The sequence below is a fragment of the Mesorhizobium sp. P2_F7 genome, assembly GCF_056403695.1.
Genome location: NZ_JBFUFA010000002.1, coordinates 427297 through 446790 on the forward strand (window position 1 = coordinate 427297; position 19494 = coordinate 446790).

At 63.7% G+C, this 19494-nt stretch carries 16 protein-coding genes and 1 riboswitch; of the genes, 10 read left to right on the forward strand and 6 right to left on the reverse strand.

The annotated features are described in order from the left end of the window. Positions 1–22: 22 nt before the first annotated feature. Together AC1DZ8_RS07400 and AC1DZ8_RS07405 are read right to left on the reverse strand one after the other, a co-directional pair. Positions 23–475, reverse strand: coding sequence for a hypothetical protein (locus tag AC1DZ8_RS07400; protein ID WP_477235077.1), 453 nt, complete (start codon positions 473–475; stop codon positions 23–25). A 242-nt stretch (positions 476–717) separates the two neighbouring features. Continuing rightward, positions 718–1719: a hypothetical protein gene (locus AC1DZ8_RS07405; RefSeq protein ID WP_477308946.1), complete on the reverse strand. Its 1002-nt coding sequence runs from the start codon at positions 1717–1719 to the stop codon at positions 718–720. Positions 1720–2090: 371 nt separating this feature from the next. Here AC1DZ8_RS07405 and glmM point away from each other — a divergent pair, with 371 nt between their 5' ends. The 5 genes from glmM (at position 2091) to serA (ending at position 8573) form a co-directional block, all read left to right on the forward strand. Further along, positions 2091–3443, forward strand: a complete 1353-nt coding sequence (gene glmM / locus AC1DZ8_RS07410) for a phosphoglucosamine mutase (RefSeq protein WP_477308944.1) — start codon at positions 2091–2093, stop codon at positions 3441–3443. Positions 3444–3696: 253 nt separating this feature from the next. Beyond that, positions 3697–4533 (forward strand): outer membrane protein, encoded by an 837-nt coding sequence (locus tag AC1DZ8_RS07415; RefSeq protein WP_477400612.1) that lies wholly within the window; start codon positions 3697–3699, stop codon positions 4531–4533. A 227-nt stretch (positions 4534–4760) separates the two neighbouring features. Next, a complete protein-coding gene (locus tag AC1DZ8_RS07420) occupies positions 4761–5534 on the forward strand; it encodes an outer membrane protein (RefSeq protein WP_477308940.1) in 774 nt (257 codons plus the stop codon). A 202-nt stretch (positions 5535–5736) separates the two neighbouring features. Then, complete coding sequence (locus AC1DZ8_RS07425; protein ID WP_477308938.1) at positions 5737–6912, forward strand: phosphoserine transaminase; 1176 nt, start codon at positions 5737–5739, stop codon at positions 6910–6912. Between the two features lie 59 nt (positions 6913–6971). Continuing rightward, the gene (serA, locus tag AC1DZ8_RS07430) at positions 6972–8573 is read left to right on the forward strand and encodes a phosphoglycerate dehydrogenase (protein WP_477308936.1); all 1602 of its coding nucleotides are present in this window, start codon (positions 6972–6974) and stop codon (positions 8571–8573) included. A 47-nt stretch (positions 8574–8620) separates the two neighbouring features. Here the strand turns inward: serA and AC1DZ8_RS07435 are convergent, their stop codons facing one another. After that, complete coding sequence (locus tag AC1DZ8_RS07435; RefSeq protein ID WP_477308934.1) at positions 8621–9523, reverse strand: DMT family transporter; 903 nt, start codon at positions 9521–9523, stop codon at positions 8621–8623. 209 nt (positions 9524–9732) lie between these two features. On the opposite strand from AC1DZ8_RS07435, the gene AC1DZ8_RS07440 reads away from it, so the two are divergent. Both AC1DZ8_RS07440 and AC1DZ8_RS07445 read left to right on the forward strand, forming a co-directional pair. Then, complete coding sequence (locus AC1DZ8_RS07440; protein WP_477308932.1) at positions 9733–11031, forward strand: adenylosuccinate synthase; 1299 nt, start codon at positions 9733–9735, stop codon at positions 11029–11031. 76 nt (positions 11032–11107) lie between these two features. Further along, complete coding sequence (locus AC1DZ8_RS07445; RefSeq protein ID WP_477400615.1) at positions 11108–12775, forward strand: hypothetical protein; 1668 nt, start codon at positions 11108–11110, stop codon at positions 12773–12775. A 53-nt stretch (positions 12776–12828) separates the two neighbouring features. Here AC1DZ8_RS07445 and AC1DZ8_RS07450 read toward each other — a convergent pair whose 3' ends face one another. The 3 genes from AC1DZ8_RS07450 to AC1DZ8_RS07460 form a co-directional block, all read right to left on the reverse strand. After that, positions 12829–13065 (reverse strand): type II toxin-antitoxin system CcdA family antitoxin, encoded by a 237-nt coding sequence (locus tag AC1DZ8_RS07450; RefSeq protein ID WP_477308928.1) that lies wholly within the window; start codon positions 13063–13065, stop codon positions 12829–12831. A gap of 62 nt (positions 13066–13127) precedes the next feature. Continuing rightward, positions 13128–14948, reverse strand: coding sequence for an ABC-F family ATP-binding cassette domain-containing protein (locus AC1DZ8_RS07455; protein ID WP_477308926.1), 1821 nt, complete (start codon positions 14946–14948; stop codon positions 13128–13130). A 1-nt stretch (position 14949) separates the two neighbouring features. Next, positions 14950–15594 (reverse strand): thiamine diphosphokinase, encoded by a 645-nt coding sequence (locus AC1DZ8_RS07460; protein WP_477308924.1) that lies wholly within the window; start codon positions 15592–15594, stop codon positions 14950–14952. Positions 15595–15698: 104 nt separating this feature from the next. After that, a riboswitch (TPP riboswitch) is annotated at positions 15699–15813 on the forward strand. 43 nt (positions 15814–15856) lie between these two features. Between AC1DZ8_RS07460 and thiB the strand changes: the two genes are divergently transcribed. From thiB to thiQ, 3 genes are all read left to right on the forward strand, one after another. Next, positions 15857–16864: a thiamine ABC transporter substrate binding subunit gene (gene thiB, locus AC1DZ8_RS07465; RefSeq protein ID WP_477308922.1), complete on the forward strand. Its 1008-nt coding sequence runs from the start codon at positions 15857–15859 to the stop codon at positions 16862–16864. Between the two features lie 193 nt (positions 16865–17057). Beyond that, complete coding sequence (thiP, locus tag AC1DZ8_RS07470) at positions 17058–18623, forward strand: thiamine/thiamine pyrophosphate ABC transporter permease (protein WP_477308953.1); 1566 nt, start codon at positions 17058–17060, stop codon at positions 18621–18623. Continuing rightward, positions 18620–19381: a thiamine ABC transporter ATP-binding protein gene (gene thiQ, locus AC1DZ8_RS07475; protein ID WP_477308920.1), complete on the forward strand. Its 762-nt coding sequence runs from the start codon at positions 18620–18622 to the stop codon at positions 19379–19381. Before thiP ends, thiQ begins: the two co-directional genes overlap by 4 nt. The last annotated feature ends 113 nt before the right edge of the window (positions 19382–19494 follow it).

Below are 19494 nucleotides of genomic sequence, written 5' to 3' on the forward strand. Positions count from 1 at the left end.
TATTAGCTCGAAGCTTGGGAAATCAGCTCTTCAGCTTGGCGTTGCAGAGGCTGTAATAGCCGCCGCCCTTCTGGATCCAGCGAAGGCCGTTCAACGTACCTGCGTCCTTGTTGCCGTGGTAACCCTGCAGGCAGGTCTTCATCCGCGCCTTCGCGGGCTTTTCGGTCTTGAACTCGGCGGCGAGGGTGGTCGGGAATGTCACGCCCGCCGGTGCTACAGCGGGGGCGACCGCCGCGCTGGTTTCCTTCTTCGGCTGCGGCTCGGTTTTGACCGTATCCGCGCTGGCACTCTCCGCAGCTGACGTCGCGCACTTCTCTGTGCGGAAAGCGGTCCAATCCATGCCGTTCAGAGTGCCGCCTTCCTTGGCTGTGCGATAGGCCTCGCCGCATTCCTTCATCGTCAGTGCGCTTGCAGGGGCGACGCTCCAAGCAACCCATGCTGTCACAGCCAATGCCGCCAATTTCAATCTGGACATAAGACCCTCCTGGTTGACAAAAAGTTCGATGTCCTTTTGTATACTGTTTGTTCCGTATATGTTCAACTGGAATCTTTGCGAACCACCGATAAGTCTGGCGGTGGGCAGTGTGGGCGAATAGATGACGCCGACAGCTTCCGCCATATGTAGACGCGAGCGAAGCCGGGCGTCTTCGAGCGCAACAAAAAGGCCCGCGCATGTTGCGATGCGCGGGCCTTTGTCTCGAGAATATGGCTACGCGATCAGCTCTTCAGCTTGGCATTGCAGAGGCTGTAGAAGCCGCCGCCCTTCTGGATCCACTTCAGGCCTTTCAACGCATTGGCGTCCTTGAGAGCATAGTACTGCTCGAGGCAAGTATGCATGCGGGCCTTGCCGGGGGTTTCGCTGGCATATTTCTTGGAGATCGCGGTCGGGAACTTCACGCCCTTGGGAGCAACGATGGTCGGGGCTTCCGGATCGGCCTTGTAGCTCGCCTCGCTCGGAGCCGGCACGGTGTCGTCGTCATCTGCGCCTGCGCCGCATTCGGCCTTGCGGAAGTCGTTCCACTTCTTGCCGCCCAGCGTGTTGGCGGACTTGGCCGCCTGATACTTGGCGCTGCAATCGGCCATGCTCAGGCCCTTGCCGCTGCTGTCGGCAGCCGCCTTGGTCGTTGCCTTGGCCGGTTGTACTGCCGCGGATGCGCCGGCGGCGCATTCGGTCTTGCGGAAGTCGTTCCATTTCGCGCCGTTGAGCGTGCCGGCAGCTTTGGCGGCCTGGTATTTGGCGCTGCATTCCTTGGCCGTCAGGCCCTTGGCGCCATCGTCGGCCGCGGCTGCTGCCTTGGTCGTGGCCTTGGCCGGTTCTACCGCCGCGGATGCGCCGGCGGCGCATTCGGCTTTGCGGAAGTCATTCCACTTCGCGCCGTTGAGCGTGCCCGCGGCCTTTGCCGCCTGGTATTTGGCGCTGCATTCCTTGGCCGTCAGGCCCTTGGCGCCGTCGTCGGCGGCAGCGGCGGCCTTGGTCGTGTCCGCCTTGGCCGCGGCGGCCTTCTTGGCCGGCTTGGCGGTCTCGGTGGTGGCGGCCGCGTCAGTTCCACATTCGGCCTTGCGGAATTGGTTCCAGGTCTGTCCGTTCAGCGTGCCGCCGTCCTTGGCGGCATTATACTTGGTACTGCACTCGGCCATGGTCAGCGCGTTGGCAGGCGCCGCCATGAACAAGGTTGCGACGGCAAGACCCGTCAAGGTTGCAAGTTTATGGATGAGCATGGCGTTTCTCCCGTTGCTGCCGCCGATGGTGTCCCTTTGGTGAATCAATAGCTCTCAACGCTAGGCTGCGCCAGATGCTAACCCGCGCCGATACCCCCGGAAAGCGCGTGCTCTCGACAAGGTGATGAAATCATTGCGATCTGCGGCCTCCAACAGCAGGGGTTTGCCGGATCACTGCGCCGAGCGGCCCAGTGTGACTGCTATTTTGCGGCAAGACCGTGTCATCATGTTAGGTTGTGGAAACACTTGAACAGATCGGTACAATGATTTTCTAAGGATTGGTAACATACGATCATACATTGTGATGATTTGTGGTGCCCAAATTTGTGGCATTACGGGCAGCTGAAAAACCGACGGGGATTCTGGCTAGCATGGCAGGGCACTATTTCGGCACCGACGGCATTCGTGGGCGCGCAAACAAATTTCCGATGACGGCTGAGATCGCGATGCGGGTCGGCATGGCCGCCGGCCTGTCGTTCCAGCGCGGCAGCCACCGCCACCGCGTGGTGCTCGGCAAGGACACGCGGCTGTCCGGCTACATGATCGAGAATGCGATGGTGGCCGGCCTTTGTGCCGCCGGTATGGATGTGTTCCTGCTCGGCCCGATTCCGACGCCGGCGGTGGCCATGCTGGTGCGCTCGCTGCGCGCCGATATCGGCGTCATGATCTCGGCCTCGCACAATCCTTACTTCGACAACGGCATCAAGCTGTTTGGGCCTGACGGCTACAAGCTCTCCGACGAGATCGAGGAGCGCATCGAGAGCATGCTCGACAAGGACATCGAACTGGCGCTGGCCGATTCCGACGGGCTTGGCCGCGCCAAGCGTGTCGACGGCGTGCATGACCGCTACATCGAATTTGCCAAGCGCACGCTGCCACGCTCGATGTCGCTGTCGGGTCTCAGGATCGTCGTCGATTGCGCAAATGGTGCCGCCTACAAGGTGGCGCCGGCCGCCCTTTGGGAATTGGGCGCCGAGGTCATTGCCATCAATGTCGAGCCGAACGGCTTCAACATCAACAAGGAATGCGGCTCGACCCATCCGGCCGGCCTGCAGAAGAAGGTGCATGAAGTGCGCGCCGACATCGGCATCGCGCTGGACGGCGACGCCGACCGCGTCGTCATTGTCGACGAGAACGGAACGATCGTCGATGGCGACCAGATTATGGCGCTGATTGCCGAGTCCTGGCACCAGAGCGGGCGGCTCGCCGGCGGCGGCGTCGTCTCGACGGTGATGTCCAATCTCGGCCTCGAACGCTTCTTGAGCGACATCAAGCTGCAGTTGCACCGCACCAAGGTCGGCGACCGTTACGTCGTCGAGCATATGCGCGCGCATGGGTTGAATGTCGGCGGCGAGCAATCGGGCCACATCGTGCTGTCCGATTTCTCGACCACTGGCGACGGGCTTGTCTCGGCGCTGCAGGTTCTCGCCTGCATCAAGCGGCAGAACCGGCCGGTCAGCGAATTGTCGAAGAAGTTCGAGCCGGTGCCGCAGCTGCTGAAGAATGTCCGCATCGCCGGCGGCAAGCCGCTCGAGGAAGCCCCGGTCAAGGCGGCGATCGAAGATGCGCGCAACCGTCTCGGCAAGGCCGGGCGACTGGTCATCCGGCCCTCCGGCACCGAGCCGCTGATCCGCGTCATGGCCGAGGGCGACGATCCGCAACTGGTCGAAGCCGTGGTCAACGACATCGTCGACATCATTTCGGAAACGCGCAGCGCCGCCTGATCGCGCGCCACCTCCAGCGGCAGGTGCGAACTGCCGGCTCAAAGACTTTCAAGGCCCGCCTCCAGGCGGGCCTTTTGTTTCGGCCAGGTGGCGCGGCGTGATGCCGGCAGAGACTGTTTGCTAAAATATCGAGAATTCGTGGTTAATCGACAGGGTTAAATGCCTTTTAACTTTTGCAATTCATTATCCACAACTGAGGTCAATGATATTCGGGCGGGCTGGACTTTCCCGACGGTTCTCAGGGGTGACAAGCATGTTCAATACAGGAAAAAAGGCTCTCCTAGCCACACTGCTCGCAGGTGTGGCCGGGCCGGTATTCGCCGCTGATCTGGCGGAGCCGCAAGTCGAGGAAGCACCGCCGCAGGCAGTCTACGAGCAGCCGGCAGAGGTCGGTGGCTGGTACATCCGTGGCGATCTCGACTACCACAAGTCGGATCTGCGCGGCGTCAACTATACGACTTATACCATCGATCCCGTGACCAACCTTATCACGCCTGGCGAAAGAAGTTTTGATTCCGCCAAGCTCAAGGCCGGTTTCTCGCTCGGCGCCGGCGTCGGTTACAAGATCAACGAACACTTCCGTACCGATCTGACGGCCGACTACTGGTTCAAGTCGAAATTCAACGGCTCAACCTCGGATATCAACGGGACTTCGGTCGAGGTGTCGAGGATGAGCGCCTTGCTGCTGCTCGCCAACGCCTATGTCGATATCGGCACTTGGCACGGCGTGACGCCCTATGTCGGCGCCGGTATCGGCGGCGCGCATATCAAGTGGGATACGGTCCACGATCCGAATACCACCGAGACCAATCCCGGCTCGTCCAACTGGCGCTTCGCCTATGCGCTCATGGCCGGCGCTTCCTATTGCCTTACCGACAAAATCATCCTCGATGCGGGCTATCGCTTCTCCCATATCCAGGGCGGCCGCATGTTCGAATGGGATGCAAGCAGTTCCGGCCCAGGCCACGATCGTGGCTTCAATACGCACGAAGTGCGCGGTGGCTTGCGCTACCAGTTCGGCGGCACCAATGGGTGCGCCGCGCCCGTGGTGGCCTATCAGCCCGAGCCGGAGCCGATCTACACCAAGTAGTCGCTTCGAAATCCTGGAATTCGCGAACCGCCCGGCCATGCCGGGCGGTTTTCGTTTGCCGATTGCGGTGCATTTCAATCGGCCTGGTTGCTGAAGAAAGCCTATCGAAATCAATTCGGTAACGTGGCGTTATCCTTAACCCGCACTTAACCACTATGGTTAACAATGCCTACTGAAACGGCGCTTGCAATCAAATGACGTGCGCCAATTTCAGGAGCCGGGGACCCATGAATTTCAAATTGCTGACAGTGCCGGCGCTCGCCGCACTCATGCTTGCTCCGCTGACGCAGGCGCAGGCCGCCGACTACGATCCGCCGGTCTATGTCGACCAGGCGCCGGACTATCAACCGGTCGAGGTCGGCTCGGGCTGGTATCTGCGTGGCGACGTCTCCTATCTGGCGCAGAAGAGCTACCAGGATCAGGATTTCACCTTTGCGCCGGCGAGCTTCAGTGAAAAGCAGGATCCGGCCTTTGCCAGCATCGGCTTCGGCTATCATTTCAACGACTATCTGCGTGCCGACATCAATTTCGGCTATCTGCCGGGCAACAAGGTTGGCATCCACTACGACGATAGCGCGATCGTGGTAGTGCCGGCCACGGCAACGGTGGCGTCGGCATCCCTGGAGAATTATTCCCTGTCGGGGATGGTCAATGGCTATGTCGATCTTGGCACCTATGTCGGGATCACGCCCTATCTGGGCGCCGGCATCGGGCTGGTCCGCAGCAAATACAAGCTGTCGGCGAGCTACTTCACCGACAATCTCGACCCTACGGATGACTTCGAGCGGAGCGACAACAAGACTCAATATGCCTTGGCCTATACGCTGGATGCGGGCCTGGCCTATCAGGTGACCAAGAATGTTTCCGTCGATCTCGGCTATCAGTACTTTTCGGCGCCGGATGCCGAATATGTCACGGCCGCAAGCCTGAACTCCTATCCGGTCCGCAAGGGGATCAGCAATCATCAGGTCAAACTCGGGCTGCGCTACGACCTCTGGTAGGCTGGCCACAGACATCAAGCCCGACGGCGGATCTCTTCGATCCGCCGTTTGCGTTTGAGCTCACGACATCCTGATCGCGGATTTGCCAGTATCTTGTCAGCGACAAAAACTTTCCTCTTGACGCCTGATGGCTGAACGCATATCGCCGTCCGTGGGCCACCCCTCCCCAACGAGGGGCCACTATCTGGAAGGATAGACCACGATGACGACGCATACGAAGCCCGGACTCCGTCCGGCAAACCCCAATTTCTCCTCAGGTCCCTGCGCAAAGCGCCCCGGCTGGTCGGTCGAGGCGCTGAAGAATGCCGCGCTCGGCCGTTCCCACCGCGCCAAGATCGGCAAGACCAAGCTCGAACAGGCGATCGAGCTGACGCGGGAAATTCTCCAGGTTCCGGCGGACTACCGCATCGGCATTGTGCCGGCGTCGGACACCGGCGCCGTCGAGATGGCGCTGTGGTCGCTGCTTGGCGAGCGCGGCGTCGACATGGTCGCCTGGGAAAGCTTTGGCTCGGGCTGGGTGACCGATGTCGTCAAGCAGCTGAAGCTCGCCGATACCAGAAAGATCGAAGCGGGTTATGGCGAGTTGCCTGATCTGGCCAAGATCGATTTCGACCGCGACGTAGTCTTTACCTGGAACGGCACGACTTCAGGCGTGCGGGTGCCGAATGGCGATTTCATTCCGGCCGACCGCAAAGGCTTGACCATCTGCGACGCGACTTCGGCCGCCTTCGCCCAGAGGCTCGATTTCCAGAAGCTGGATGTCGTCACCTTCTCCTGGCAGAAAGTGCTGGGCGGCGAGGGCGCGCATGGCATGCTGATCCTCAGCCCGCGCGCCGTCGAGCGGCTGGAAACCTACAAGCCGGCGTGGCCGCTGCCGAAGATCTTCCGCCTGACCTCGGGCGGCAAGCTGATCGAAGGCATCTTCAAGGGCGAGACCATCAACACGCCGTCGATGCTGTGCGTCGAGGATTATCTCGATGCGCTTCATTGGGCGAAGTCGATCGGCGGCCTCGACGCGCTGATTGCCAGAGCGGATGCCAATGCCGCGGTGCTCGACGGCTTTGTCGACAAGTCCGCATGGCTAGGCCATCTCGCGGTCGATGCGGCGACACGGTCCAACACCTCCGTGTGTCTGTCCTTCACCGACCCAGATGTTGCGGCGCTCGATGCCGATGGACAGGCGGCTTTTGCGAAAGCGATCGTCTCTGTGCTCGACAAGGAAGGCGTCGCCTACGACATCGGCTCCTATCGCGACGCACTGCCCGGCCTGCGCATCTGGTGCGGCGCGACTGTCGAGACGTCCGATCTCGAAGCGCTGCTGCCCTGGCTCGACTGGGCCTTCGCCACGCAGAAGGCGTCGCTGAAGGCCGCGGCCTGAGATTGCATGGCGGCCTGCGGGCCGCCATTTCCCCGACAATCCATTTCAAGGAGGCCGCAATGGCGCCCCGCGTTCTCGTCTCAGACAAACTTTCCACCACCGCCGTGCAGATCTTTAGGGATCGCGGCATCGAGGTCGACTATTTGCCCGATCTCGGCAAGGACAAGGAAAAGCTGCTCGAAGTCATCGACCAGTATGATGGCCTTGCCATCCGTTCGGCTACCAAGGTCACGGAAAAGCTGATCAACGCCGCGACAAAGCTCAAGGTCGTCGGTCGCGCCGGCATCGGTGTCGACAATGTCGACATCCCGGCAGCAAGCCGCAAGGGCATCATCGTGATGAACACGCCCTTCGGCAATTCGATCACCACGGCCGAGCATGCTGTCGCGATGATCTTCGCGCTTGCCCGCCAGATCCCCGAAGCCAATGCCTCGACCCATGCCGGCAAGTGGGAAAAGAACCGCTTCATGGGCGTCGAGATCACAGGCAAAACGCTGGGCGTCGTCGGCTGCGGCAATATCGGTTCGATCGTCGCCACGCGCGGCGTCGGATTGAAGATGCATGTCGTCGCCTTCGACCCGTTCCTGTCGGACAGCCGCGCCGAGGAACTCGGTGTCGAGAAGGTCGAGCTCGACGAGCTGTTCGCTCGTGCTGACTTCATCACACTGCACACGCCGCTGACCGACAAGACGCGCAACATCATCGACGCGGCGGCGATCGCCAAGATGAAGAACGGCGTGCGCATCATCAACTGCGCCCGTGGCGGGCTGATCGTCGAGGCCGATCTGGTCGCGGCGCTGAAGAGCGGCAAGGTGGCCGGCGCCGGCGTCGACGTGTTCGAGGTCGAACCGGCGGAGAACAATGCGCTGTTCGGCATGGAGAATGTGGTGGCGACGCCGCATCTCGGCGCCTCGACGGCGGAAGCGCAGGAAAACGTCGCGCTGCAGGTGGCCGAGCAGATGGCCGACTATCTGATCAAGGGCGCGGTTTCGAACGCCATCAACATGCCCTCGATCACGGCCGAGGAAGCGCCGCGCCTCAAACCCTTCGTCAAGCTCGCCGAAGTGCTCGGCGCCTTCGTCGGCCAGGTCACCGAGGATCCGATCAAGGAGGTCGAGATCCTGTTCGACGGCTCGACCGCGACGATGAACACACGCGCGCTGATCAGTGCGACGCTCGCCGGACTGATCCGGCCGCAGGTCGCCGACGTCAACATGGTGTCGGCGCCGATCATGGTGAAGGAACGCGGCATCATCGTCGCCGAAGTCAAGCGCGACAAATCGGGCGTGTTCGACGGCTACATCAAGCTGACGGTGAAGACCGAGCACATGACGCGCTCGATCGCCGGCACCTGCTTCTCCGACGGTAAGCCGCGCTTCATCCAGATCAAGGGCATCAATCTCGACGCCGAGGTCGGCCAGCACATGCTCTACACAACCAATGCCGATGCGCCCGGCATTATCGGCCTGCTCGGCACGGTGTGCGGCGAGAATGGCGTCAACATCGCCAACTTCCAGCTTGGCCGCAACCGGCCAGGCGGCGACGCCATCGCGCTGCTCTATCTCGATGCGCCGTTCCCGGAGAATGTGCTGGAACAGGTCAAGGCGCACAAGTCGATCGACTCGGCCAAACGGCTGCAGTTCGACGTCAACGCGATGTGATCCTGACCTTGGGATTGAGGGGCGCGGCTTTGTCCGCGCCTTTTCGTTCAGACCGGCTGCAAGTCCGCTATTTTGCGCCCGCTATATTCGGCGAGCGAAATGCCGCCCAATACCAGGACGAGTGCCAGCGCCTGGTAGAGCTGGAATGTCTCGCCGACAATCAGCACTGAAAGCAGTGTGCCGAAGATCGGTACCAGGTTGATGAACAGGCCGGCGCGGTTGGCGCCGATAAGTTCGTTGCCCTTGATGTAGAGGATCTGCGAGATGACCGAGGCGCCGATCGCGGTATAGACGATGACCAGCCAGCCGCTGATATCGGGGACGATGACCTTGCCGGCCGCGACCTCCCACAGGAAGAAGGGCAGCGAGGTGATGAGTGCCGCGACCGCCAGAGACAACATCAGGCTCTGCCAGCGCATCACCGGCTTCAGCCGCAGCCCGACCGAATAACCGCTGTAGAGGATGACGGCGACCAGCATGATGGCGTCGCCGAAATTAAGCTCCAGCGTTAGCAGCCGGCGCGGGTCGCCATGGCAGGCGGTCAAGATCACACCCGCTATGGTTAGCACGACGCCGGCAATCTGCGCCCAGCTCACGCGCAGGCGGAAGAAGATGAAATTGGCTGTCATGATCAGGACCGGCATCGCCGCCTGTTCGATCGAGACATTGATCGCCGTCGTATAGTTGAGCGCCGTGTAGAAAATGGTGTTGAACAGGGTGAAGCCGCTGGCCCCCAGTGCAGCCAGGACGAACCAGTGTTTGCGCACCACCGGCCAGTCCTCCTTTATCGTGCGCCACCCGATCGGCAGCAGGATCGCAACCGCCAGCACCCAGCGCAGGAAGACCAGCGTCATCGGCGAGACATGTTCGACCGCCAGCTTGCCGGCGACGGAATTGCCGCCCCATAGCAAGGTGGTAACCAGCAGGAACAGATAGGCGCGTCGGTGCATTGCAGGATTCCGGCCGCCGGAGGTGCGGTGTTTGCCGGCCTATGGCCCCCGCCTGCCCAAGTAAATGATGTCAAAGCCGAAAATTGTTGTGCCTCAGGGCGTTTTCGGCGGCAAAGAAAGGTCGCGCTTGCGAGGTCTTGACGCTATAGAGGCCTGTCGTTTCGAACCATATCCAGGCCGCCAGGGCGGCATCTCAAGGGAAAAGAAACATGGCCAATGTGGTGGTCGTCGGCTCGCAATGGGGCGACGAAGGCAAGGGCAAGATCGTCGACTGGTTGTCGGAGCGCGCCGACGTGGTCGTGCGCTTCCAGGGTGGCCACAATGCCGGCCATACGCTGGTCGTCGATGGCAAGGTCTACAAACTGTCGCTGCTGCCGTCGGGCGTGGTGCGGCAAGGCAAGCTGTCGATCATCGGCAATGGCGTCGTCTTCGACCCGCACGCCTTTGTCGCGGAAGTGGCAAAACTCAAGGCGCAAGGCGTCGAGGTGACGCCGGACCGCCTGAAAATAGCCGAAAACACCGCGCTTATCCTGTCGTTGCACCGGGAGCTGGACGGATTCCGCGAGGACGCCGCCTCCAATTCCGGCACAAAAATTGGCACGACCCGTCGTGGCATCGGCCCCGCCTATGAGGACAAGGTGGGCCGGCGCGCGGTCAGGGTGATGGATCTGGCGGATTTGGAAACGCTTCCCCTCAAAGTCGACAGGCTGCTGACGCATCACAATGCGCTGCGTCGCGGGCTTGGCCATGGTGAAGTCACGCATGAAGCGATCATGACCGAGCTGACCTCGGTCGCCGACGAGATCCTGCCCTATATGGACCGCGTCTGGAAAATCCTCGACGACAAGCGCCGCGCCGGCGAGCGCATCCTGTTCGAGGGCGCGCAAGGCACGCTGCTCGACATCGACCACGGCACCTATCCGTTCGTCACTTCGTCCAACACCGTCGCCGGCCAGGCCGCCGCCGGCTCGGGCGTCGGCCCTGGCGCCATCGGCTATGTCCTGGGCATCACCAAAGCCTATACGACGCGTGTCGGCGAAGGCCCGTTTCCGACCGAACAGAAGAACGAGATCGGCGAATTCCTCGGCACGCGCGGACACGAATTCGGCGTCGTCACCGGGCGCAAGCGCCGCTGCGGCTGGTTCGACGCCGTGCTGGTGCGCCAGGCCGTCGCCGTCAACGGCATCAAGGGCATCGCGCTGACCAAGCTCGACGTGCTCGACGGGCTGGACGAGATCAAGGTCTGCACCGGTTACCGCCTCGATGGCGAGGCGATCGACTATCTGCCGGCCAGCCAGGGCGCGCAGGCGCGCGTCGAACCGGTCTACGAGACGCTCGAGGGCTGGAAAGGCACCACTGCCGGGGCGCGCAGCTGGAACGACCTTCCGGCGCAAGCCGTCAAATATGTCCGTTACATCGAGGAGCTCATCGGCGCACCCGTCGCGCTCCTTTCCACCAGCCCGGAACGGGACGACACAATACTTGTGACCGATCCGTTTCAAGACTAGTTTTCTGAAGCCTTTCCGGGCATCGCGGCCGATTTGCGGGGGCCGGCGCGGAAACAAACTACAGGTCGACTGAAGCATGGCAGATTTCGTTGCTGTTCTGAAAAAGGCGCTCGACAAATATGGCGAGCCGGCGCTCGACGTGCGCACGCGGACCTACGACGGCGCCCGTGCGGCGCTGGTCAAGAAGCTTGCGGATTTTTCGCCGCCGCTGTCCGCCGACGTCATCGCCAAGCAGAAACGCTCCCTGGAAGACGCCATCTCAAGTGTCGAGCGGGACTATGCCAAGGCGACGCCGGCATCCGATCCGCTGGCCGAGCTCGAGCACATCTTCTCCTCCATCGACCGCAACAAGAACCAGTCCAGCCATGTAAAGCCGCCCGCTACGCCTGCACCCGCGCCGGCATGGCAGCCAGCGAAACCTGCGCCGTCGGCGCCGGTTGCCCGGACGGAGCCGAGCTGGCAGCGGCCCGCGCCGACACCGCCGCCGCCCGCTGCGCGTGCCGAAACCGTCAACGATCCGGCTGCGGAGCTGGACGCCGACGACGACAGCGCCGATGTGTTTGCCAATGACGAGCAGCCGGCTGCGGACACCTTCCAGCGCCTGCGCCCGGCCGAGCGCAAGCGCAGCTATGGCGGGCTGATCGCCGCTGTCGTCGCGCTGCTGGTGGTCGCCGGCGGCGGCTATGGCATCTGGCTGAACAAGGATGCATTCGGCTCGATGCTCGGCTTTGGCGGCACCAAGACTGTCTCGACCGAACCGCTGGTCAAGCCGGCACCGGCAAAGCCCGCGGCCGAAGCGCCCGCACCGGCTGCCGCCGGCGAGGGAACGAAATTCACGCAGCGCCTGACGCCCGAAGGCGGCGAGACCGACCCCGGTCCCGCGGCCGGTCAAAGCGGCATTGGCGAGGGCGAGTCCGTCGCGGCGCTGACCACGCCGCCGCCTCCGGCTCCGGCCCCTGCTCCGGCGCCGGCGCCTGCAGCCCCGGCGCCCGGCGATACCGCAGCCACGGCGGCGCCCGCTACGCCGGCGCCTGACGCTTCGGCCACGCCACCGGCAACGCCGCCAGCCGATGGCGCCGCCCCGTCGGCCAATGCGGCGGCACCGGCTGATGCCGCGGCCACGCCGCCTGCGCCCGCAACCGGCACTCCGCCGGCGGCGCCGACGGCCGCAACGCCCGAGCCGACCGTTGCGGTCGGCCAGAAGGCGATCTTCTATGAAGAACGCACCTCGACCGCGCAGGGCTCGGCCGAACCCGGCAGCATCGTCTGGTCGCTGGTGCAGGAATCGCCCGGCGGCGACCTGCCGCCCGAACCGGCAATCCGCGCCGAGGCGACCATTCCCGGCAAGGACATCCAGCTGCGCATGACCATCCGCCGCAACACCGACCAGACGCTGCCGGCCAGCCACATCATCGAGATGATCTTCCTGACGCCCGAGGGCTTTGACGGCGGTGGCGTCGACAACATCCTGCGCGTTGCCATGAAGAGCTCGGAGCAGGACGCCGGCAGCCCGCTGATCGGCATCCCGGCCAAAATCGCCGACGGGTTCTTCCTGGTGGCGCTCAACGACACCAAAGCCGACGAGGATGCCAATCTGACCTTGCTCAGGGGCCAGGACTGGATCGACGTGCCGGTGGTCTACAAGACCGGGCGCCGGGCGCTGCTGACTATGGAAAAGGGCATCCCGGGCGAGAAGGTGTTCGACGAGGCGCTGAAGGCCTGGCAGGCGAAGACGGCTGGCTGATAGGCAACGTTAAAGCTGTCCTGCTCTTTCCCCGAGCGGCGAGCGGGCCTAGCTCAGAACGGGCGATGCTTGGCTAGCGGCAGCCCGTTTCGCCTGACGTAGTCGTTCCAGCTTTCGATGGCATCCTTGTTTTCTTCTTGCCATCGGCGTGTCTTTTCCGCAGCGATCGCCTTCGTAAGGCCGGTCTCGGCGGCGCGACCGATGTCGATCCCCAAGGCCCTCGCTTCTTCGATCAATCGGAGGTCAATGGAAAGTTTGAGCGATTTTCGCGACGACTGAGCATCAGCCATTTGAACAGCCCTATCCATACCTACGGACAAGAGCATGGCAACGCGCTTGCAAGGCTGCAAGCCTAGCCTTCCATCTCCTCGCGCAGCATCTCCAGTTCCAACCACTCTTCCTCCAACGCGGCCAGCGTGGCGCGCTCCTTGTCGAGGGCGGCGATGGTCTTCTGGAACGAGACCGGGTCGCGCTCGTAATAGGCGGGGTCGGCGATGTTGTTTTCCAGCCGCGAGATCGAGGCCGTCACCGCCTCGATCTTCTTGGGGAGCGATTCCAGTGCGAATTTCTGCTTGAACGACAGTTTCTTTGCAGGCCCTTTAGGTGCTGCCGTTTCGGCTTTGGGTGCAGCCGGCGTGTCGCCGGCTTCGGCCTTGGCGCGGGCCTTGCGGTCGTCGAGCCTTGTGCCGCCGCGCTGCGCCAGCATGTCGGAATAGCCGCCGGCATATTCGATCCAGCGGCCGCCGCCGTCGGGCGCAATCACGCTGGTCACCGTGCGGTCGAGGAAATCGCGGTCGTGGCTGACCAAGATGACGGTGCCGGCAAAGCCGGCAACCAATTCCTGCAGCAGTTCCAGCGTCTCCATGTCGAGATCATTGGTCGGCTCATCAAGCACCAGAAGGTTCGCCGGCCGCGCCAGCACGCGGGCCAGGATCAGCCGCGCCCGCTCGCCGCCGGACAGCTCACGCACGGGCGTGCGCGCCTGTTCGGGCTTGAACAGGAAATCCTTCATGTAGGAGACGACATGGCGCTGCTCGCCATTGATGACGAGGTTCTCGCCGCGTCCGTCGGTGAGATATTGCGCCAGCGTCTCCTGGGGATCGACCGCCTCGCGCTTCTGGTCGAGCGTGGCGATCTCCAGATTGGTGCCGAGCCGCACCGAGCCGGCATCGGGCTTCAACTCACCGGTCAGCATTTTCAACAGCGTCGTCTTGCCGGCGCCGTTCGGCCCGACCAGGCCGACGCGGTCGCCACGCTGGATGCGGGTCGAAAAGCCCTTGACGACGGTGAGGTCGCCGAAGCTCTTCTCGATGTTCTTGGCCTCGATCACCAGCTTGCCGGATTCGGCGGCGTCGCTGGCCACCATGGTGGCCGAGCCTTCGGCGCCGCGATGGCCGCGAAAACGCTGGCGCATGGTCTGCAATTCGCCGAGCCGGCGCATGTTGCGCTTGCGTCGCGCCGTCACGCCATAGCGCAGCCAGTGTTCCTCGCGCACGATCTGGCGGCCGAGCTTGTGCTGCTCGCGTTCTTCCTCTTCCAGCACCAGGTCGCGCCATTCCTCGAAATGGCCAAAGCCCTTGTCGAGGCGGCGGGTCTGGCCGCGGTCGAGCCAGACGGTGGCGCGCGACACGCGCTCGAGGAAGCGGCGGTCATGCGAGATGACGATCAGCGCCGACGAGGTGCGGACAAGCTCCTCTTCCAGCCATTCGATGACGGACAGATCGAGATGGTTGGTCGGCTCATCAAGCAGCAGAATATCAGGCTCCGGCGCCATGACGCGGGCAAGTGCTGCGCGCCGCGCCTCGCCGCCGGAGAGGTCGTTGGGGCTTTCCGTGCCGGCAAGGCCGAGATGCTCCATCAGATAGGTGGCGCGGTAGGGATCGTCGGCCGGCCCGAGCCCCGCCTCGACATAGGCGCGCACATTGGCAAAGCCCTCCATGTCGGGCATTTGCGGGAGATAACGCACCGTCGCCGAAGGCTGGCGGAAGACCTCGCCGTCCTGCGGCTCGATCAGCCCGGCGGCAATCTTGAGCAGCGTCGACTTGCCGGAACCGTTGCGACCAACGAGTGCAATCTTGTCGCCGGCTGATGCCGTGAGTTCGGCGCCGTCGAGCAACGGTGCGCCGCCGAAGGTCAGTCTTATCCCGTCGAGATTGAGAAGGGGCGGGGCCATATCAGCTTTCAGGCAAGGGGAAGGGGTGAGCGAGCAGCAGCGCGCGGCCGTGGCCGAGCGCGATTTCGAGCCGGCCTTTCACTTCGTTGGAGATGGTCAGCGACGAGCCGAAGGTGACCTCGACATGGTCGAGCGGCCATTTGGCGCCGGAAACGGTCAGGCCCGAGAGATCGGAGAAGCCGAGCACCGAAAACAGCGTGCCGTCGGCATAGTCGAAGCCGGCCTTGCCGGGCAGGAGGGGGACGCCTTCCTGCGCGCCGCTGGTCAACAGCACTTTTGTGCCGGCCTCGGCCAGACGCAGGCTGAGCGCCAGATGCAGGAAGGCGTGGTCGGCGCGTTTGCCGCCGAAAGCCCCGGCCAGAACCAGGCTGGTGGCGCCGCGGTCCAGTGCAGCGGCGATGGCCAGTTCGCCGTCGGTCTTGTCCTTTTCCGGCGGAAATATCTGGCGCGGCACGGCGGCGAGATCGGCGGGCAGGTCCGCCGGCACGGAATCGAAATCGCCCACCCATAGCTCCGGCATCAGGCCGAGCATCCGGGCATGACCGATGCCGGCGTCGGCGGCGATGATGCGCGAACCCTCGACCTGGCGGTCGAGCCGCGGCGTGCGGACGAGATCGCCGCCTAGCAGGATGGTGAATGTGCTCATATCCGGTGGCCCTTACCAGCCCCGCCGGCGAAACGGAAGGCCGAGAGCCACCACCGCCGGCAAAGTTCCGCTTGCGTGGCACCTTGGCCGGGCCTATGTGTCGAGGCGCTCTAACGGGGTGCCGGACGCGATCTTCGCGGACCGGCTGAGAGGCAGTCTCGCCAACCCGCTGAACCTGATCCGGTTTGTACCGGCGGAGGGATTAGACGCTTCGGACAGACCGACGCCTCAATTCCTTTCAACACGAACGAAGGAGGCGCCGATGCGCATGATTTTGTCCCGTCTTGTCCCAGCCCTGGGTGTTGCTGTTTCGCTTTTGGCAAGCCCTGCGTCCGCGCAGGACAAACTCACCGTCTATACCTATGAGAGTTTCACCGCCGACTGGGGCCCGGGTCCTGCGGTGAAGAAGGAGTTCGAGGCCGAATGCGGCTGCAGCGTCGACTTCGTCTCGGTTGCCGATGGCGTCGCGCTGCTCAACCGCGTCAAGCTCGAAGGGGCCTCGACCAAGGCCGATATCGTGCTTGGTCTCGACACCAACCTCACCGCCGAGGCCAAGGCCTCCGGCCTGTTTGTCCCGCATGGCGCGGTGGCTGAAAACAGCGTGCCGGGCGGCTGGAGCGACGATGTTTTCGTGCCCTTCGACTATGGCTATTTCGCCGTCGTCTACGACACTGAGAAGCTGAAGACCCCGCCGAAGAGCCTGAAGGAATTGGTCGAAGGCGCTGCTGCCGACAAGATCGTCATCCAGGATCCGCGCACGTCGACGCCGGGTCTTGGCCTGCTGCTGTGGGTCAAGTCGGTCTATGGCGACAAGGCGCCGGAGGCATGGGCGAAGCTCAAGCCTAAGGTACTGACCGTGACGCCGGGCTGGAGCGAGGCCTATGGCCTGTTCACCAAGGGTGAGGCGCCCATGGTGCTGTCCTACACGACGTCGCCGGCCTACCACATGGTGGCCGAGAACACCGAGCGCTATCAGGCGGCGTCCTTCGAGGAAGGCGAGTATCTGCAGATCGAGGTCGCCGGCATCACCACCACGGGCGCGAAAAACCCGCTGGCGGCAAGGTTCCTGGCCTTCATGACCGGGCCGAAATTCCAGGACGTCATTCCCGAGACCAACTGGATGTTCCCGGCAGGCAAGACCGACAAGCCGCTCAACCCGGCGTTTGATAAGCTGGTGAAGCCGGCGAAGACGCTGCTGTTTTCCCCGGAAGAAGTTGCGGCCAATCGCAAGGCCTGGGTGGATGAGTGGCTGGCGGTGATGAGCAAGTGAGCGCCCTCTTCACCCTCCCCCTTGTGGGGAGGGTCGATCCGCGAAGCGGAGCGGGGTGGGGGTAGCGACGTTGAACCCAGCCTCACCCCCACCCCGGCTCGCGGACACCGCTTCGCGGCATCCGCGCTCCGACCCTCCCCACAAGGGGGAGGGTGGAACGCGCGCATCCTCTGATCCCCGCGTCACCGCCAGCATTGTCGCGCTCGCGGCGATCGCGCTGCTGATCGGTGGCGCCTTTGCCGGGCTCGTCCGCGAAGGCGCGCACGATCTCGCCGGCGCCGTATCCGCCTTCGATCTCTATCTCCTGCGCGTCGTCCGCTTCACGCTCTGGCAGGCCGTGCTTTCGACGCTGCTTTCCGTCGTGCCGGCGCTCTTCGTCGCCCGCGCTTTGTCACGGCATCCGCGCTTCTTTGGCCGCGGTTTCATCCTGCAACTGTTTACCGTGCCGCTGGCACTGCCGGCCATTGTCGCGGCGCTGAGCATACTGGCGCTCTATGGCCGGGCCGGCTACTTCACCGCGGTCGGTGGCCAAAGCTGGCCCGATGTCTATGGCCTGTCGGGCATTCTCGTCGCGCATGTCTTCTTCAACCTGCCGCTGGCGACGCGGCTGTTCCTTGAGGCGCTCGGCACGGTGCCGGCCGATCAATGGCGGCTGGCAAGCCAGCTCGGCATGGGGGCCAGACCAGCCTTCCGGTTGATCGAATGGCCGGTGCTGCGGGCAGCACTGCCGGGCGTCGCCGGCCTTGTCTTCATGCTTTGCATCACCTCCTTCACCATTGTGCTGATCCTCGGCGGCGGGCCGGCGGCGACGACGCTGGAGGTCGCCATCTACCAAGCGCTGCGCTTCGATTTCGATCCCGCGCGGGCTGTCACACTGACATTGCTGCAGATTGCGCTGACCTTCGCCGTCGTGCTGGCGCTAACGCGGCTTGGCGCCAATGTGACCGGCGACGCCAACCTGCCGGTGGCGCCGCGCCGCTATCTCTCGGCCGGCCCGGTCGAAACGGCGTTCAATGCCATCCTGATCGTGCTCGCCTTGCTGTTCGTCGCCGGGCCGATGGCCGCCATCGTCACTTCGGGCCTTGGCGCCGATCTGAGCCGGCTGGCAGGCGAGAGCGCGGTGCGCCAGGCGACGCTGACCAGTGCCGTCCTGGGCCTGCTGGCGGCGCTGCTTTCGGTGGCGCTGTCGCTGTCGCTGATCATGGCGCGTCGGGCGCTGTCCCTGCGCCGCCATGGCGGCGCTCGCCCGCTTCTCGAGCACGCCATGGACACCGGCGCCGGTTTTGTACTCGTCGTGCCGCCCATCGTCATCGGTGCCGGCTGGTTTCTCTTGCTGCGCACCGTCAGCGATGTCTTTGCCATCGCGCCCATCATGGTCGTCACCGTCAACGCGGTGATGGCGATGCCCTTTGCCATCCGCGCCATGCGCCCCGCCTATGACGCGGCGAGCGAACGCCATGAAAAACTGTGCGCGCAGCTCGGCATTTCGGGCTGGAGCCGGCTGCGTCTGATCGACTGGCCGTCGCTGCGGCGGCCCCTGGCCACCGGCTTTGCCTTCGCCATGGCGTTGTCGCTCGGCGATCTCGGCGTCATCGCGCTGTTCGGCAGCGATTCGGTGCAGACATTGCCTTATCTCTTGCTGGCGCGCATGGGCAGCTACCGCACAGCCGACGCCGCCGGACTCGCTTTGCTGCTCGGGGCGGTCTGCCTCGCCCTGGTGGTCGCGGCGGACTGGTTGGGACGAGGAGAAAGATCGTGAATTCCGCCAACAAAGGCGCGGCCGTGCGGTTGGACAAGGTTGCGTTCAGCTATGGCGAGACGCCGTTCCTGTTCGATGTCGAATTCACTGCCTCGAAGATCACCGCCATCATGGGCGCCAGCGGTTCGGGAAAATCGACGCTCCTCAATCTGGTGGCCGGCTTCGAGACGCCGCAATCCGGCAGCGTGCTGATCGGCGGCGTCGATGTTGGCGCTTCCGCGCCTTCGGCGCGGCCGGTCTCGATGGTGTTCCAGGAGAACAACCTCTTTGCCCATCTCTCGGTGGAAAAGAACGTCGGGCTCGGCCGCTCACCGTCGCTTAGCCTGACGCAAACCGATCGCGCGGCAATCGCCGAGGCGCTCGAGCGTGTCGGCCTCGCCGGCAAGGAAAAGCGGCTGCCGCGCGAGCTCTCCGGCGGCGAAAGGCAGCGCGTGGCGCTCGCCCGCGTGCTGGTGCGCGACCGGCCGGTGCTGTTGCTCGACGAGCCGTTCGCTTCGCTCGGACCCGCGCTGCGCGACGACATGCTCGACCTGGTGGCCGGCGTCCATGCCGAGCGCGCGATGACGGTGCTGTTCGTCACCCATCAGCCGGAAGACGCGCGCCGCATCGGCGAGCAGATGGTTTTTCTGGACAATGGCAGGGTTGCCGCCACGGGATCTGCCGCCGATTTTTTCGAGGGCACTGGCCCTGAAGCGTTTCGGCGCTATATCGGCGCAAGTTCGGGCGGATCACGCGATATTGCCCGGAAGCGGACATAATTTACGACCAAACCGGCTACAGGTGATGTGGCGCTTGCTTGCCATGGTCCAGCTGATGTGGCTAGGTCCGCCCAGTACTGGTCCGGCACGAGCCGTGATTTGCCCCCTACAGC

What these genes read in the sequence shown, in the direction of transcription:
- AC1DZ8_RS07420 (WP_477308940.1), top strand. Translation starts at nt 4,761, where the DNA reads ATGAATTTCAAATTGCTGACAGTGCCGGCGCTCGCCGCACTCATGCTT.
- AC1DZ8_RS07405 (WP_477308946.1), bottom strand. Translation starts at nt 1,719, where the DNA reads ATGCTCATCCATAAACTTGCAACCTTGACGGGTCTTGCCGTCGCAACC.
- AC1DZ8_RS07440 (WP_477308932.1), top strand. Translation starts at nt 9,733, where the DNA reads ATGGCCAATGTGGTGGTCGTCGGCTCGCAATGGGGCGACGAAGGCAAG.
- AC1DZ8_RS07435 (WP_477308934.1), bottom strand. Translation starts at nt 9,523, where the DNA reads ATGCACCGACGCGCCTATCTGTTCCTGCTGGTTACCACCTTGCTATGG.
- AC1DZ8_RS07425 (WP_477308938.1), top strand. Translation starts at nt 5,737, where the DNA reads ATGACGACGCATACGAAGCCCGGACTCCGTCCGGCAAACCCCAATTTC.
- AC1DZ8_RS07400 (WP_477235077.1), bottom strand. Translation starts at nt 475, where the DNA reads ATGTCCAGATTGAAATTGGCGGCATTGGCTGTGACAGCATGGGTTGCT.
- AC1DZ8_RS07455 (WP_477308926.1), bottom strand. Translation starts at nt 14,948, where the DNA reads ATGGCCCCGCCCCTTCTCAATCTCGACGGGATAAGACTGACCTTCGGC.
- AC1DZ8_RS07450 (WP_477308928.1), bottom strand. Translation starts at nt 13,065, where the DNA reads ATGGCTGATGCTCAGTCGTCGCGAAAATCGCTCAAACTTTCCATTGAC.
- AC1DZ8_RS07415 (WP_477400612.1), top strand. Translation starts at nt 3,697, where the DNA reads ATGTTCAATACAGGAAAAAAGGCTCTCCTAGCCACACTGCTCGCAGGT.
- serA (WP_477308936.1), top strand. Translation starts at nt 6,972, where the DNA reads ATGGCGCCCCGCGTTCTCGTCTCAGACAAACTTTCCACCACCGCCGTG.
- glmM (WP_477308944.1), top strand. Translation starts at nt 2,091, where the DNA reads ATGGCAGGGCACTATTTCGGCACCGACGGCATTCGTGGGCGCGCAAAC.
- thiB (WP_477308922.1), top strand. Translation starts at nt 15,857, where the DNA reads ATGCGCATGATTTTGTCCCGTCTTGTCCCAGCCCTGGGTGTTGCTGTT.
- AC1DZ8_RS07460 (WP_477308924.1), bottom strand. Translation starts at nt 15,594, where the DNA reads ATGAGCACATTCACCATCCTGCTAGGCGGCGATCTCGTCCGCACGCCG.
- AC1DZ8_RS07445 (WP_477400615.1), top strand. Translation starts at nt 11,108, where the DNA reads ATGGCAGATTTCGTTGCTGTTCTGAAAAAGGCGCTCGACAAATATGGC.